The sequence below is a fragment of the Streptomyces sp. GMY02 genome (assembly GCF_019056675.1).
Taxonomy (GTDB): domain Bacteria; phylum Actinomycetota; class Actinomycetes; order Streptomycetales; family Streptomycetaceae; genus Streptomyces; species Streptomyces odonnellii.
The window spans coordinates 2305662-2321335 of record NZ_CP077658.1 but is presented as its reverse complement, the minus strand read 5'-3'; the positions used below and the strand labels follow the sequence as shown (position 1 = coordinate 2321335).

The window sequence follows — 15674 nt, the reverse complement described above, 5'->3', positions numbered from 1 at the left end:
CGCCGCGTCACGTGCAGGGCGACAGCCGCGGCGCGCTCATGCGGCGGCGCGTGTCAGGCGTTCGTCGGCCTGGTTCCGTAGGGCGTGGAGGGCGATCGGGGGCTTGTCGTACAGGATCTCGGTGCGGGCGTTGTGCGCGGTCGGCCATACGCTCGCGGCCCAGGCGACCTGACGTTCCTCGTCGGTGAACGCCCGGCCCCGCGTGTGCTGATACGCGTCGAGGAAGGCCGCCGAGCTGTCCACCGAGGCGAGCGTGGGGTGCTCGGTGCTGGCGAAGGTCCCGGACGCGGCCCCCGCGATCGCCGCCTCCGGCAGCCACGCCAGGCTGTCCCAGTCGTGCACCGCGTGTGAGTCCTCGCCCCGCCACCGTACGTTCTGTGACTCCCAGTCCCCGTGGCCGACCGTACGCTCCAGCGACGCGGCGCGCGCCATCCGGGCACGTACGCGTACGACCGTCTGCTCAAGGTCCGGCGGTACGGCGACCAGGCCGGCCCGGGAGTCGTGCCAGTCGTACGCGGGGAAGAGCCCCGGCTCCGCGTGGTCCCAGCGCAGCCACACGGGATTGGGCAGCGGCGGCCGGACCCGTACCTGCCGGACCCGTACCTGCCGTGCCAGCGTGACCAGCGTCGCGAGCAGGACGGCGAACTTGGCAGCGGTCTCCGGCCCGTCGTCGCGCAGCATGTCACCCCCGGGGTGCCACTGCTCGGCGTGGACCGCCCGGCCGTCCACGACGGCGACGGCGGTCAGCGGCCGGGGGCAGGGAAATCCGCTGTCCGCGAGGGCTCGCTGCACTTCCACACAGGACCGCGCGCGATCCGACTCGTCCGGCCGCGCCTTGATGACGACCCGGCGGCCGTCGTCCAGACGTACCGCGGCCACCTCCGACATCTGCGCCGAGGCGAACAGCCGCTCGACAGGCACGGCCCCCAGCTCGCGCGCGCACCATGCCGTGATCGCCGGGGACAGCACCGCGCCGCCTTCCTTCATGGGCCCAGACTAAGGACCGGCGTGGCGTGCCTTGCTCAGCCGCAGGTCGGAGGGGGTGCCGTCTCAGATAGTAGGAAGTCCGAGTAAATATAGAGACAGGGCGCCGCCGCTCGCTTAGCTTGGAATGAGCCGAACGTCTCGCTCCATCCAGCGAATGGCGGTCGAGGGCAGCGCCCCTGGCAGGTAACCCCTGCGGCGCATGGCCCCCCGCCCCATCCGGCGCCTCGTAGATGCATCCCGTGACCCCACCGCGTGGTTCAGCTATCTCAAGGAGTCGATCACCATGGCCGAGACGACCGTCCGCCGTGTCCGTCACACCTCCCGTACGAGCGAATCCGACCGCAAGAATGCCGCGGCCGCCCTCCAGCGCGCCCTGGACCGCCGCGACAACGGCGGCGCGACGGGCCACTGACGCCGTTGAGCGGGCGTTGGCGTCGACCATTGACCAGCCCACCGGCCGGCCCGGGGCCCGTACCGCGTGTACTCGGCCTCCAGCTCCACGACGGGGCAGCGGCGCAACGCGACCATCAGTTGCGCCGCGACGGTCCAGTGGATACGGGTGTCGTCGTACAGCACGCCGCCGCCTCGTGCGGATCGATTGCCGGGCGCGGGACTCTGACGTGAGCTTGCGTCTCCCGTAAGGGGAGCCTCGAAGCTATGGGTGTGAACGGTGACGCGCTCTATTCGATCGGTGAGCTGGCCCGGCGGACCGGGGTCACGGTGAAGACCATCCGGTTCTATGCCGATTGCGGGATCGTCCCGCCCGCCGGCCGTAGCCCGGTCGGCCACCGTCTGTACGGGGACGACGCCCTCGCACGCCTGGACCTTGTGCGGGCCCTGCGTGATCTGGGACTCGGGCTGGCGGCCATCCGTCAGGTCATGGACCGGGCGCCGGTACTGCCCGAGGTCGCCGCGGCGCAGGTCGAGGACCTGGACATGCAGATCCGGGTCCTGCGGCTGCGGCGCGCGGTTCTGACTGCCGTGGCGAAACGCCGCGCCACCCCCGAGGAGACCGCTCTCATGCACAAGCTGGCCACACTGTCCGAAGCCGAGCGCCGACGGCTGGTCGACGACTTTCTCGACGCCGCCTTCGGCGGTGTGGGAGCCGACCGGGAGTTCGCGGGGGTCATGTGCTCGATGACTCCGGAGCTGCCCGAGGACCCCGATCCGGAACAGGTCCAGGCGTGGGTGGAACTGGCCGAACTGGCACAGGACACGGACTTCCGGGCGCACATGCGGCTGATGGCCGAGCATCAGGCCGCCGAGCGCGCGGGGGGTGTTCCGTTCGTGCCGCGAGGTGGTCTGGTCGCGACCGTCCGTGACCGCGTCGCCCAGGCCGTCGCGGCCGGTGTCGACGCCTCGTCACCCCAAGCCGACCCGATCGTCTCGGACCTCATGAGCCGCTGCGCGCGTTTCCTTCACGGAGAGGTTGATGGAGAGGTTGAGGGGGAGGACCGAGCCCGGGCCCGCCGACGGTTGCTGGACCGGCTGGAAAGCATGAACGACCCGCGCAGAGAGCGGTACCTCCGGCTTCTCGCGGTGATCAACGGCTGGCCCGCTCCGGAAAGCCTGCAACCGGCGCTCGACTGGACCATCCTCGCTCTGCGCGTCCGGGTCCGGCCCTGAGCAGGGCCCGCGCCCCTCACCGGCGACCGTCCGGCCGCCCCCCCGGATTCCGGTCGCGACGGTCGCGACGGTCGCGACCGTGTTGCCGAATGCACGCCCTCGCCGGGGACCTACCCCCGCGTCACCGTGAAGTGGTCCACCCTCGCCCCCGATTCGGCCAGGGCCGTGACCTCCAGCTTCGGGCGGCTCCCGGCCGTCACCTCCACCGCCAGGAACGAGAAGCCCGTGTAGCGGACGCGGGACCACTCGACCGTTTCCGGGTTCTTCGTGCCGTCCTCGGACCAGTGGTACGAGGGGACGGACTCCACCTCGGCCCCATGGCCCTCGTAGCTGTCCGGGGACGGAAAGCTGTACAGCGCCTTGCCCCCGCCGCCCGCCGTGACGTACACGATGCCGTCCCGTACGGAGTCGACGCTCTCGCCGATGTCGACACGGCGCCGTACCGTACCGGACCTGAGCGCGTCGGTCCGTTCATAGACGTGGTTGTGGCCGTTGACGACCAGATCGACGCCGTGTTTGTCGAACAGCGGTACCCACGCCTCCCGTACCCCGCCGTCCGACGCGTGCGCGCTGGTCGTCGAGAAGGCGCAGTGGTGGAAGAAGACCACGATGAAATCGATGTCCCGGTCCGCACGCAGGGCGGCGAGGCGGCGGTCCAGCCAGCGGGTCTGGGCGCCGTCCGTGTAGCCGGTGTTGGCGCGGATCTCGTGGGAGACGTCGTTGGCGTCCAGCGCCACCACACCCACATTGCCGTAGGTGAAGGAGTACACGCCCGGTGACTTCACCGGGTCGGGGCCGCCGCCCGGCAGGGTCCAGCGGGCGTTCTGGCCTCCGTAGCCGTCGGGGGAGTACCACGCCTCCATGTCGTGATTGCCGGTCGTCACCATCCACGGCACACGCGAGGCCACCGTCTCGGTCTGCGCCAGGAACTGGTCCCAGACCCGTGCGTCGTACGTGTCCGACGAGGTGCCCTGGCCGCTGCTGTCGGCGTAGCAGATGTCGCCCGCGTGCAGATGGAAGGCCGGGTTCTGACCGAGGATCACCTGGTCGTTGGCGAGCGCGTCGTACGAGACACCCTGGTCGCCGAAGGCGGTGAAGACGAAGGCCTCGGCACGGGCGGCGGCCGGTGCGGTACGGAAGGTCGAGACCGTGGTCGGACGGCGCGGGTCGGCCGGGTCGAAGCCCTCGTGCCCCACGCCGTAGTAGTACGTCGTGCCGGGGTGGAGCCGTTCCAGCGACACATGAAGGTAGTACTGGTCCACCGCGGGCAGCTCGTCCGTCAGCGACGGCGTGTGCAGCGGCCGTACCTCCGCCTCGATCTTCCGGCTCAGCTCCCAGGGCTTCAGACCCACGCGCAGGAACGGCTTCCGCACCGGGAACGGCACCTGCCAGGAGACCGTCATCTGTGTCCTCGGGTCGGCTCCGAAGGCGAGATGCCTGCCGAAGGGGGCGACCAGTGATCCGTCCACCCGGGGAGTGACCGGCGACCCCAGGGAAACCGGTGAAACACCGGTGGGCGCCGCGCTCGAACCCAGCAGCCCCGCCCCCGCCACCGTGCCCGCCGCCAGCGCCCCCGCCCGCAGCAGCCCCCGCCGCCCGAAGCCGCCGGCCGACGAGCCACCCCCGGCCCCCAGCCGCCCCCGACGCGGCCCTGCCCGATCCGCCTGATCCGCCCGCGCAGATACTCGTGCTGTTCCGCCATGCTCATCCGGGAGGCGAGACCGTCGGGAATCCCGACGCGAGGGGTATCCATGGACAGAATGTGACACCGGAGAATGGCTCCCGGGTGGATCCCGGGCGTATACACGGCGAACGGAACACGGCCTGTCCACGAAGTGGACGCGCCATGTCATGGGCTGGGACGCGGAGTAGGGTGCCGGCATGTCTCGCAGCCTCAATCTCGCAGTGATCCCCGGTGACGGCATCGGTCAGGAGGTCGTGGCCCAGGGCCTCAAGGTCCTGCGTTCCGTCCTGCCCCAGGATGTGAAGCTGGAGACCAAGGAGTACGACCTCGGCGCCGGCCGCTGGCACCGAACCGGGGAGACCCTCCCGGACGCGGAGCTGGAAGCCCTCAAGGGCCATGACGCGATCCTGCTCGGCGCGATCGGCGACCCGTCCGTGCCGTCCGGCGTCCTGGAGCGCGGTCTGCTGCTCAAGCTGCGCTTCGCCTTCGACCACTATGTGAATCTCCGCCCGTCCAAGCTCTACCCGCATACGGCCACTCCGCTGGCCGGCAGCCCGGACATCGACTTCGTCGTCGTACGGGAAGGGACGGAGGGCCCGTACACGGGCAACGGAGGTTCCCTGCGCACCGGTACGCCCGCCGAGGTGGCCACCGAGGTGAGCGTCAATACGGCCTACGGCGTGGAGCGGGTGGTCCGTGACGCCTACGCCCGCGCCGCCGCCCGTCCGCGCAAGAAGCTGACGCTGGTCCACAAGAACAACGTCCTCGTCCACGCGGGCCACCTCTGGAAGAACATCTTCGACCGCGTCGGCCGCGAGTACCCCGAGGTCACCACCGACTATCTGCATGTCGACGCGGCGACGATCTTCTTCGTCAGCCGGCCCCAGCGCTTCGACGTGATCGTCACCGACAACCTCTTCGGTGACATCCTCACCGACCTGGCCGCGGCCGTGACCGGCGGCATCGGCCTGGCCGCGTCCGCGAACATCAACCCGGACCGTACGTTCCCGTCCATGTTCGAGCCGGTCCACGGGTCGGCGCCGGACATCGCGGGCCAGGGCAAGGCCGACCCCACCGCCACGGTCCTCTCCGTGGCTCTGCTCCTGCGTCACCTGGGCTTCGACGCCGAGGCCGGCCGGATCGAGGAGGCCGTCGTGGCCGATCTCGCCGGCCGGGACACCCCGGCGGCAGCCGCCCGTACGACCGACGAGATCGGCGACGCGCTCGCCGTACGAGTAGCGAGCTGACCCGTCGACTCCTCACAGCCGCCGGGTCCTTCGGAACCCGGCGGCTGTGCTGTGCGGCCATCGGGCGCCGATGATCCAGCGGGCAGCACCACCACCCCAGCCCCGGGCCGTATCCACCCCGTTCGTCCGCTGTGTTCCTACGCCGCGGCGCCCGCGCGATAATCTGCGTGGGCCGCGGCATACGGTAATGCTCGGACGTCCTAGCACAAGCAGCGGCGTGAGCGCGGTCCGGCACACACAAACGGTGAAGGACGAGTATTCATGACCACGCCCACGATCGAGCTGAAGCCCTCCTCGCATCCGCTGTCCGCCGCCGAGCGGGACGCGATCCTGGCCAATCCGGGATTCGGCCGCCACTTCACCGATCACATGGTGACGATCAAGTGGACGGAGGGACGGGGCTGGCACGACGCGCAGCTCGTGCCGTATGCGCCGCTCTCGATCGACCCGGCCAATATGGCGCTGCACTACGCACAGGAGATCTTCGAGGGGCTCAAGGCCTACCGCCGCCCCGACGGCACGGTCGCCACCTTCCGGCCCGAGGCCAACGCCGAGCGCTTCCGCCGCTCCGCCCGCAGACTCGCCATGCCCGAGCTGCCGGTGGAGACCTTCATCGCCGCCTGCGACGCGCTCGTCCGGCAGGACAAGGCATGGGTGCCCGCGCACGGCGGCGAGGAGTCGCTCTATCTGCGACCGTTCATGTTCGCCAACGAGGCCGGCCTCGGGGTGCGCCCGGCGAACGAGTATCTCTTCCTGGTCATCGCCTCCCCGGCCGGCGCCTACTTCCCGGGGGGCGTCAAGCCCGTCTCGGTCTGGCTCTCGGAGAACTACGTCCGGGCCGTCCCCGGCGGCATGGGCTTCGCCAAGACCGGCGGCAACTACGCGGCGTCCCTGCTCGCCCAGGCCGAGGCGGCCGAGAAGGGCTGCGAGCAGGTGGTCTGGCTCGACGCGCTGGAGCACCGCTGGGTCGAGGAGATGGGCGGGATGAATCTGTACTTCGTGTACGGGGACCGCATCGTGACCCCCGAACTGACCGGGTCGCTGCTCGCGGGCATCACCCGTGACTCGCTGCTCACCGTGGCGCGCGACCTCGGCTACACCTCCGAGGAGGGCCGGATCTCCACCGACGACTGGCGCCGCGACACCGAGAACGGCACCCTCACCGAGGTCTTCGCCTGCGGTACGGCCGCGGTGATCACCCCGGTCGGCCTGGTCAAGTCGGCGGCCGGCGAGTGGACCCAGTCGGGCGGCGAGCCGGGCAAGGTCACCATGGAGTTGCGGACGGCGCTGCTCGACATCCAGCGGGGTGTGGTCCCCGACACCCACGGCTGGATGCACGACCTCGGCTGATCCGGTCCGTACACTCACGCGGGCCCGCCCCGACCGGGACGGGCCCGCGCGGCCGTACCGCCTCCGGCTCGGGGCCGCGTGGCCGTACCGCCCCCGAGCTGCGGCGGAGCGGGCCGCGACCGTATGGTGAGACGGCTCTGCCCCGTCACGGAAGACATGCGAAAATCGCCCCGTGCTCTCGTTCGCCATGATTATCGGCAGCAAGCGCGCCGGTCCGCAGTGACCGCCCCGTACCACCATGTACGGCGCGGGCACCGTGCCTCAGACCCGCGCGCAGACCTCTCGCACCCGCGAGAGGTTTTTTCGTTTTCCGGCCCCACCCCGGCCGGAGGCGGACGGCGCGCGACGATGGGGGCAAGTGGAGCCAGACCAATCCACTCGACAGGAGCAACCCACCATGACCACTCTGTCCACGGAGAGCGACGACAGCTTCCATGTCTTCGACACGACGCTCCGCGACGGCGCACAGCGCGAAGGCATCAATCTGACGGTCGCCGACAAGCTGGCCATCGCCCGGTACCTGGACGAGTTCGGCGTGGGCTTCATCGAGGGCGGCTGGCCCGGCGCCAATCCCCGCGACACCGAGTTCTTCGCCCGCGCCCGGCAGGAGATCGAGTTCCGGCACGCCCAGCTCGTCGCCTTCGGCGCCACCCGGCGGCCGGGAGCGAAGGCTTCGGAGGACCCGCAGGTCAGGGCGCTGGTCGAGTCGGGCGCCCCGGTGATCACGCTGGTCGCCAAATCGCATGACCGCCATGTCGAGCTGGCCCTGCGCACCACCCTCGACGAGAACGTGGAGATGATCCGCGACACCGTGTCGTACCTGCGCGGGCAGGGCCGCCGGGTCTTCGTCGACTGCGAGCACTTCTTCGACGGCTACCGTGCCAACCCCGAGTACGCCAAGGCCGTCGTACGGACCGCCGCCGAGGCCGGGGCCGATGTGGTGATCCTCTGTGACACCAATGGCGGCATGCTGCCCGCGCAGATCCACGCCGTCGTCGCCACCGTGCTGGCCGACACCGGGGCCAGGATCGGTATCCACACCCAGGACGACACGGGCTGCGCCGTCGCCAACACCCTCGCCGCCGTCGACGCGGGCGCCACCCATGTGCAGTGCACGGCCAACGGGTACGGCGAGCGCGTCGGCAACGCCAATCTCTTCCCGGTCGTCGCCGCCCTGGAGCTGAAGTACGGCAAGAAGGTCCTGCCCGCGGGCGCCCTCGCCGAGATGACCCGGATCTCGCACGCCATCGCCGAGGTCGTCAATCTGGCGCCCTCCACCCACCAGCCCTACGTCGGGGTGTCGGCCTTCGCCCACAAGGCCGGGCTGCACGCCTCCGCCATCAAGGTCGACCCGGATCTGTACCAGCACATCACGCCCGAACTGGTCGGCAACAGCATGCGCACCCTCGTCTCCGACATGGCCGGCCGCGCCTCCATCGAGCTGAAGGGCAAGGAACTCGGCATCGACCTCGGCGGCGACCGCGATCTGGTCGGCCGGGTCGTCGGCCGGGTCAAGGAGCGTGAGCTGAAGGGCTATACGTACGAGGCGGCCGACGCCTCCTTCGAACTGCTGCTGCGCGAGGAGGCGGAGGGCAGGCCCCGCAACTACTTCCGTACGGAGTCCTGGCGGGCGATCGTCGAGGACCGGCCGGACGGGACGCACGCCAATGAGGCCACCGTGAAACTCTGGGCCAAGGGCGAGCGGATCGTCGCCACCGCTGAGGGGAACGGGCCGGTCAACGCGCTGGACCGGGCGATGCGGGTGGGCCTGGAGCAGATCTATCCGCAGCTCGCCAAGCTGGAGCTGGTGGACTACAAGGTGCGGATCCTGGAGGGCAGGCACGGCACCGAGTCCACCACCCGGGTGCTGGTCACCACCTCGGACGGCACCGGCGACTGGGCCACGGTGGGGGTCGCCGAGAATGTGATCGCGGCCTCCTGGCAGGCGCTGGAGGACGCGTACACCTATGGACTGCTGAGGGCCGGGGTCGAACCGGCGGAGTAGACACTCCGCGGTCCGGCCCCGGCCCGTACGGTCTCAGCGGGAGCAGCAGGACCTGGTGAAGGCCGTGGGCCTCAGCTCTGGAGCCGCCACTTCTGGTTGGCGGCTCCGGTGCAGGTCCAGATCTGGGTGCCGGTCCCGTTCGCCGACGTATTGCCCGTCACATCGAGGCACTTGTCGGCCGGGACACTGACCAGATCGGCCGAGCCCGACTCGTACCTCCACTGCTGTGCCCCCGACCCGTTGCAGTCGTAGAGCTGGACCTTCGCCCCGTTGGCCGTCGAGGCGGCGGCCACGTCCAGGCACTTGCCCAGGGCCTGGACCGATCCGTCGGCCTTCAGGGTCCAGCGCTGGGCGGTGGAGCCGTTGCAGTCGTAGATCTGCACGGCCGTGCCATTGGCGGTGGAACCGCCCGCCACGTCCAGGCACTTGCCGCCGAGCCCGGCCAGGGTGCCGCTGCGGTCCGAGCCGCCGGCCTGGGTGCCCGCCCAGGTGAAGGTGGCCGAGGTCTTGCCGGGCAGCGAGTAGGTGAAGTTCTGCCCGCCCCAGTTGACCCGTACCTGCTGGGCGCCGGTGCCGTCGTTGTACGCGATGAGCGCCTTGGAGCCGTCCGGGTTGCGCCAGGCCACATTGGAGACCGTGGTGCTGGCGGTGGAGGCGATGCGCTGCGCGCCCGGCTTCACGAACTTGGTGAGGTGGCCCATCGTGTAGTACTCGATGGTGTAGTCGACCTGGCCGTGCCGACTGTCACCGTTGTGGACCGTGATCAGACCGTCGCAGGTGCCGCAGCCGCCGTTGTGCGGACCGCGGTTCTGGTCCACCGCCAGGGACCACTTGGTCACCGACTTCGCCCAGTGGCGGGTGTAGTCGATGATGTTCGCCATGTCCTCGCGCTGCTGGTTGGCGATCCAGGTGCCGCCGGAGTGCTCGGTCTGGAAGGCGTTCATCTGCGGGTACTGGTTGTGCACGTCCGTCTGCTTCTGGATGTTGCCGCCGTAGCCGTGCCAGGCGACCCCGCCGAAGTTGGGGTGGTTGCGGACCGCCGCGTCATTGACGGTCTCCGCCGCGTACGCGTCGTACGTGTCCCAGTTCCAGTCGTGCGCGAGGACCTTGGTGGAGAGCCCGGCGCCCTGGAGCTTCGGCAGCAGCTCGCTCTTGGTGAAGTACGCCAGACCCGAGCCGTTCCAGCTCATCGAGGGATAACCGCCGCAGCAGGTCGGTTCGTTCTGCGCCGACACGTAGTCGACCGGTATGCCGTTGTCACGGTAGGCCTGGAGGTACTTGACGAAGTAGTCGGCGTACGTGCCGTAGTTCTCCGCCTTCAGCCAGCCGCCGTTGAGCTGCCCGCTGTCCTTCATCCAGGCCGGCGCCGTCCACGGCGAGGCCATCGTCGAGAGGGCCGGATTGAGCTGCTTGGCCTGCTTGGTGAGCGGCAGTACGTCCTGGAGGTCATGGGCGATCGAGAACCGCGACAGCGTCGGGTCGGTCTGACCGGCCGGCAGATCGTTGTACGTGTAGCCGAAGCGGGCGAGGTCCGAACCGCCCATCGGGTTGCGGATGAAGGAGAGCCCGATGCCCTCGGTGGGCGAGAACAGCTTCCGCATCGTGTCGTCACGGGTCGCCTGGGAGAGCGCGCCGCTGCCCTTCATCAGCCAGGCCGCGGTGTCCGTGAAGGAGGCGCCGCCGCCGGTGAAGGTCTGATAGCGGGTGCCCTCGTCGACGGTGATATTGGTGCCGCTGCCGCCGTTGCCCGCCTGGAAGGCGACGGGAGTCTGCTGCTGGAGGCCGCGGGTGACATGCCGTCCGCCCGCGTCGTCGGTGGTGGTCAGCCAGATATTGACCTGCTCGCCCGCGGCCTGGGCCGTACCGGCGGAGAGGCCGGTGAGCCCGGCGGTGGCGAGGGCTCCGGCGAGCAGAATGCGTGTCAGCCGCCGCCCGGCGCCTGTCGATCTCGACATAAGACTGCTGCCCTTCTCGGCAGAGGTGTGGGGGGTGTTGCGATGGTGCGCTGTCGCTCCCTGCGGCGTGAGTGAACTGCCGTTGCGAACTCCCGTCAAGGGTCCGCGCCTTCACAAGCCGAACGCATAATGCCCCTGGCCCGCTTCTGGCCTGGTACGTCACAAAGGTGCGGACCAATCTCGACGTGAAGTATTGACGGCTGTGTTGCGCGCCGGTTAACTCACGGGCCAACGCCGGTACCGGTTCCGGAAGCGGTTGCGGTACCGGTTCCACACCTCGACGCGGAGGCCCCGATGCGTGTCACGATCGCCGACGTCGCCCGCCAGGCAGGCGTCAGCAAGACGACCGTGTCCCGGGTGATCAACACCAAGGGGGAGGTCGACCGCACCACGGCCGCCCGGGTGCGCGCCGTCATCGCCCAACTCGGTTACGTACCCAGCTCGGGAGCCGTCGGACTGGCCCGTGGCAGCAGCCGTACGGTCGGGATGCTGGTGCCGTCGCTGACCTGGCCGTGGATGGGCGAGGTCCTCCAGGGAGTCGTCGACACCATCGAGGCGGCCGGCTACGGGCTGCTGCTCTTCACCTGCAACCGCGGCGCCGAGTCGGTGGAGCACTTCACCACCCAGGTCTCGGCCCGCGCCTTCGACGGACTCCTCGTCGTCGAACCGGAGAACACCCTCGACACCATCATCGGCCTGCACCGCAAGGGCCTGCCCGTCGTCCTGATCGACGACCGCGGCCGCCACCCCGAGGACTTCCCGTCCGTCGTGACCACCAATCGCGAGGGAGGCGCGTCCGCCGCCCGCCATCTCGTGGCCGACGGGCGGCGCAGGCCGCTGGTCATCACCGGCCCGGCGCACTTCGGCTGTGTACGGGACCGGCTGGCCGGGTTCCGGGAGATCCTGCCGACCGATCTGGTCGTGGTGGGGGACTTCACCGAGCTGTCGGGACGGCTCGCGGTGGAGAAACTCCTCGCCGGACAGGTCGAGTTCGACGCGGTCTTCGCGCACAACGACATCAGCGCGGCCGGCGCGCTGCGGGCCCTGCGGGCCGCCGGGCGCGGTGTGCCCGACGACATCGCGGTGGTCGGATTCGACAACATCCCGATGGCCCGGCACACCGAGCCGCCGCTGACGACGGTGCGTCAGCCCGCCCGCGAGATGGGCGAGACGGCCGCGTCGATGCTGCTCGGGCATCTCGGCGGGGCGTCCGCGCCGGACGAACCGGTGGTCCTGCCCACGGAACTGATCGTACGGAAGTCGGCCCCATAACCCCGGAGATCGCCCCGTCACCCTCAGGAGAGCCATGAACGCCACCACCCCACAGGCGCTCACCCGACCCGCCGTGGCGGTCCCCGGAATGCCGGCCGGCTTCCGCTGGGGCGTCGCCACCTCCGCCTACCAGATCGAGGGCGCGGCTGCCGAGGACGGCAGGACCCCCTCGATCTGGGACACCTTCTGCCGGGTTCCGGGCGCCGTCGTACGGGGTGAGCACGGCGATGTGGCGTGCGACCACTATCACCGCATGCCCGAGGACGTGGAGCTGATCGCCGGTCTCGGCGTCGACACGTACCGTTTCTCGCTCGCCTGGCCGCGGATCCAGCCGGGCGGCCGGGGCCGCGCCAACGCCAAGGGGCTGGACTTCTACAAGCGGCTGATCGACGAACTGAACCGCAGGAACGTCACCCCCTGGATCACGCTCTACCACTGGGACCTGCCCCAGGAGCTCGAAGACGCGGGCGGCTGGCCGGCCCGCGACACCGCGTACCGCTTCGCCGACTACGCGATGCTCGCCTACGAGGCCCTCGGTGACCGGGTCGCCCACTGGACCACGCTCAACGAGCCCTGGTGCTCGGCGATGCTCGGTTACGACGCGGGTGTGCACGCCCCCGGCCGCCGGGACTTCGGCGACGCCCTGCACGCCGTACACCATCTGCTCCTCGGGCACGGCCTGGCGTCCTCGCGCATCCGCGAGGCGGCCGGCGGCACCCGCCCGCTCGAACTCGGCATCACCCTCAACCTGGGCACCGCCACCCCCGAGACCGACAGCGCGGCCGACCGCGAGGCGTGCCGCCGGGCCGACGGAATGGGCCGGCGGCTCTATCTCGACCCGCTCGTGCACGGCCGCTACCCGGCGGACGTGCTCGCCGATCTGGCCGGGCGCGGGGTCGAACTCCCCGTATGTGAAGGGGACTTGACGGTCATCTCCACCCCGCTGGACATCCTCGGGGTCAACTTCTACCGGGGCGCGCTCTTCTCCGGCACCACCGAGGACGGCGCGACGGCGGACGCCGACGGGCTGCCCGTCACCCGGAGCGTCCCGCGCGATCTGCCCCGTACCGCCATGGACTGGGAGATCACCCCGGGCGAACTCACCGAACTGCTCCTGGGCCTCCAGCACGACTACGGCGTACCGACCGTGATCACCGAGAACGGCGCCGCCTTCGACGATCTCGTCGCCGACGACGGCTCCGTCCCCGACGCCGACCGCACCGCGTATCTCGCCGACCACATCGCGGCGGTCGCCGAGGCGCGGCAGCGGGGGGCGGATGTACGCGGCTACTTCGCCTGGTCGCTGATGGACAACTTCGAGTGGGCGTACGGCTACGACAAGCGCTTCGGCATCGTCCGCGTCGACTACGCCACCCAGGCCAGGACCCTCAAGGACAGCGCCAAGTGGTACCGCGACACGATCCGCCTCACGCGGGACGCCACGCGGTAGCACCCCGTACCGCCGCACCTCTGTACCGCGCACCGCCGCACGCCGTACCGCGCACCTCCGTACCTCTGCACCGCCGCACTGACGCACCCTCCTGAACCGCGCACCACCCGAACCGCGCACCACCCGTACGGACATCGCTCCACACACCCGCACTCCCCCCACAGGAGGCACCGATGCCCTCGCGTACGACTCTGGTGGCCGCCACCGCCGCGCTGCTCGCGCTGTCGGCCCCGCTCGCGTTCAGCGCACCCGCACCCCAGCAGTCCGCCCGGCCCGCCGCCGCGGTCGCGGCCTGGAACACCGACCGGGCGGCGGCCTCCTACGCCGTCAACCCGGCCGCCGTCACCGCCTCCGGCGTCCAGAGCCCCGAGCTGGGCCCCGGCGGAGCCTTCGACGGGAACGCCGCCACCCGCTGGGCCAGCGACTTCACCGACGCCGCCTGGATCCGCGTCGACCTCGGCAGCGTCATCCGGGTCAACCAGGTCAAGCTCGAATGGGAGGCCGCCTACGGCAGGCAGTACGTCCTCGAAGCCTCCACCGACGGCACCAACTGGACCAGCTTCTACACCGAGACCGAGGGCACCGGCGGCACCGTCACCGCCCACACCTACCCCCAGGAAGTCACCGCCCGGTACGTCCGGATGCGCGGTGTGCAGCGGGCGACCGCCTGGGGCTACTCCCTCTTCTCCTTCCAGGTGTACGGGGGCGAGCCCGCGCCCGCCTCCACCACCCGGACCAATCTGGCCCTGAACCACCCGGCGTACGGCGGTCTCTACCAGCACGCCGGCAACTCCCCTGCCTATGTCACCGACGGCGGCTGGCCCGCCGACCTCAGGGGCGACCAGACCCGCTGGGCCAGCGACTGGAACGCCGACCGCTGGGTCGGGGTCGACCTCGGCGCGCCGTCCCGGATCGAGGCGGTCGACCTGTACTGGGAGGCGGCCTACGCTGTCGACTACGAACTCCAGGTCTCCGACGACAACCGCACCTGGCGCACGGTCCACCGGCCCTCCGCCGCCGAGATCGCCGCCCGCCGCGCCGATGTCAAGCCGCCGGGGGAGGCCGCGGGCCGGCGGGACACCATCACCCTCGCCACCCCGGCCACCGCCCGCTACATCCGGATGCTGGGCAGGGAGCGCCGCTCCTTCTACAACCCGGCCCCGGCGACCGCCCAGTTCGGTTACTCGCTGTACGAGTTCCAGGTCTGGGGCACCGGCGGCAGCGCGGCGGCGGCCTATCCGGCGCTGCCCAAGAACCCGGGCGGCGCATACCGTACGACCTTCTTCGACGACTTCACCGGCTCGGGCCTGGACCGCAGCAAGTGGCGGGTGGTCCGTACGGGTACGGAGATGGGCTCGGTCAACGGTGAGGCCCAGGCCTATGTGGACTCGCCGGACAACATCCGCACCGAGAACGGCGCGCTGATCCTGGAGTCCAAGTACTGCAAGGGCTGCACGACCGTGCCGGGCGGCGGCCGGTACGACTTCACCTCGGGCCGTATCGACACCAACACCAAGTTCGACTTCACCTACGGCAAGGTCAGCGGCCGTATGAGGCTGCCGGTCGGCGACGGCTTCTGGCCGGCCTTCTGGCTGCTGGGCAGCGATGTCGACAACCCGTCCGTCTCGTGGCCGGGTTCGGGCGAGACGGACATCATGGAGAACATCGGCTACGGGGACTGGACCAGCACCGCCCTGCACGGTCCCGGTTACTCGGCCGACGGCAACATCGGCAAGCAGCAGTACTACCCGAACGGCGGACGTGCCGACCAGTGGCACACCTACGCCGTCGAGTGGCTGCCCGAGGGCATGCGCTTCACGGTCGACGACCGGGTCGTCCAGGAGACCTCCCGCCAGAAGCTGGAGTCCACCCGGGGCAAGTGGGTCTTCGACCACAACCAGTACGTGATTCTCAACCTCGCTCTGGGCGGTGCCTATCCGGCCGGCTGGAACAAGGTTACCCAGCCCTACTGGGGTCTGCCCCAGTCGAGCGTCGACCGGATCGCCCAGGGCGGTATCAGGGCCGAGGTGGACTGGGTGCGGGTCGAGCAGAAGTAGCGGCACGCACAGACGCCGTGAGAGGACGCTGCAAGAGCAGC

10 protein-coding genes and 1 pseudogene are annotated in these 15674 nt (G+C 70.3%); 8 read left to right on the top strand and 3 right to left on the bottom strand.

All coding sequences use genetic code 11. The features are described from left to right. Positions 1-36: 36 nt before the first annotated feature. Positions 37-987, bottom strand: coding sequence for a phosphotransferase (locus tag KQY30_RS09625; RefSeq protein WP_217306466.1), 951 nt, complete (start codon positions 985-987; stop codon positions 37-39). A 199-nt stretch (positions 988-1186) separates the two neighbouring features. On the opposite strand from KQY30_RS09625, the gene KQY30_RS09620 reads away from it, so the two are divergent. Further along, positions 1187-1399 carry a hypothetical protein gene (locus tag KQY30_RS09620; RefSeq protein ID WP_217311536.1) on the top strand — a complete coding sequence of 71 codons (213 nt, stop codon included), beginning with the start codon at positions 1187-1189 and terminating at the stop codon, positions 1397-1399. Between the two features lie 251 nt (positions 1400-1650). After that, the gene (locus tag KQY30_RS09615; RefSeq protein ID WP_217310933.1) at positions 1651-2613 is read left to right on the top strand and encodes a MerR family transcriptional regulator; all 963 of its coding nucleotides are present in this window, start codon (positions 1651-1653) and stop codon (positions 2611-2613) included. A gap of 110 nt (positions 2614-2723) precedes the next feature. Here KQY30_RS09615 and KQY30_RS09610 read toward each other — a convergent pair. Beyond that, positions 2724-4366: pseudogene (locus tag KQY30_RS09610) on the bottom strand (purple acid phosphatase family protein). A gap of 128 nt (positions 4367-4494) precedes the next feature. Here KQY30_RS09610 and KQY30_RS09605 point away from each other — a divergent pair. The 3 genes from KQY30_RS09605 to cimA all read left to right on the top strand — a co-directional run bounded on the left by KQY30_RS09605 (position 4495) and on the right by cimA (position 8899). Beyond that, entirely contained in the window at positions 4495-5544 is a 1050-nt protein-coding gene (locus KQY30_RS09605) for a 3-isopropylmalate dehydrogenase (RefSeq protein WP_217306465.1), read from the top strand. Between the two features lie 261 nt (positions 5545-5805). Next, the gene (locus KQY30_RS09600; RefSeq protein WP_217306464.1) at positions 5806-6894 is read left to right on the top strand and encodes a branched-chain amino acid aminotransferase; all 1089 of its coding nucleotides are present in this window, start codon (positions 5806-5808) and stop codon (positions 6892-6894) included. 397 nt (positions 6895-7291) lie between these two features. Continuing rightward, positions 7292-8899 carry a citramalate synthase gene (gene cimA / locus KQY30_RS09595; RefSeq protein ID WP_217306463.1) on the top strand — a complete coding sequence of 536 codons (1608 nt, stop codon included), beginning with the start codon at positions 7292-7294 and terminating at the stop codon, positions 8897-8899. Between the two features lie 71 nt (positions 8900-8970). Here cimA and KQY30_RS09590 read toward each other — a convergent pair whose 3' ends face one another. Next, a complete protein-coding gene (locus KQY30_RS09590) occupies positions 8971-10854 on the bottom strand; it encodes an RICIN domain-containing protein (protein ID WP_217306462.1) in 1884 nt (627 codons plus the stop codon). Positions 10855-11148: 294 nt separating this feature from the next. On the opposite strand from KQY30_RS09590, the gene KQY30_RS09585 reads away from it, so the two are divergent. From KQY30_RS09585 to KQY30_RS09575, 3 genes are all read left to right on the top strand, one after another. Next, positions 11149-12126: a LacI family DNA-binding transcriptional regulator gene (locus KQY30_RS09585; RefSeq protein ID WP_217306461.1), complete on the top strand. Its 978-nt coding sequence runs from the start codon at positions 11149-11151 to the stop codon at positions 12124-12126. A gap of 34 nt (positions 12127-12160) precedes the next feature. Beyond that, the gene (locus KQY30_RS09580; RefSeq protein WP_217306460.1) at positions 12161-13576 is read left to right on the top strand and encodes a GH1 family beta-glucosidase; all 1416 of its coding nucleotides are present in this window, start codon (positions 12161-12163) and stop codon (positions 13574-13576) included. Positions 13577-13749: 173 nt separating this feature from the next. Next, positions 13750-15633, top strand: coding sequence for a discoidin domain-containing protein (locus KQY30_RS09575; RefSeq protein WP_217306459.1), 1884 nt, complete (start codon positions 13750-13752; stop codon positions 15631-15633). Positions 15634-15674 lie beyond the last annotated feature (41 nt).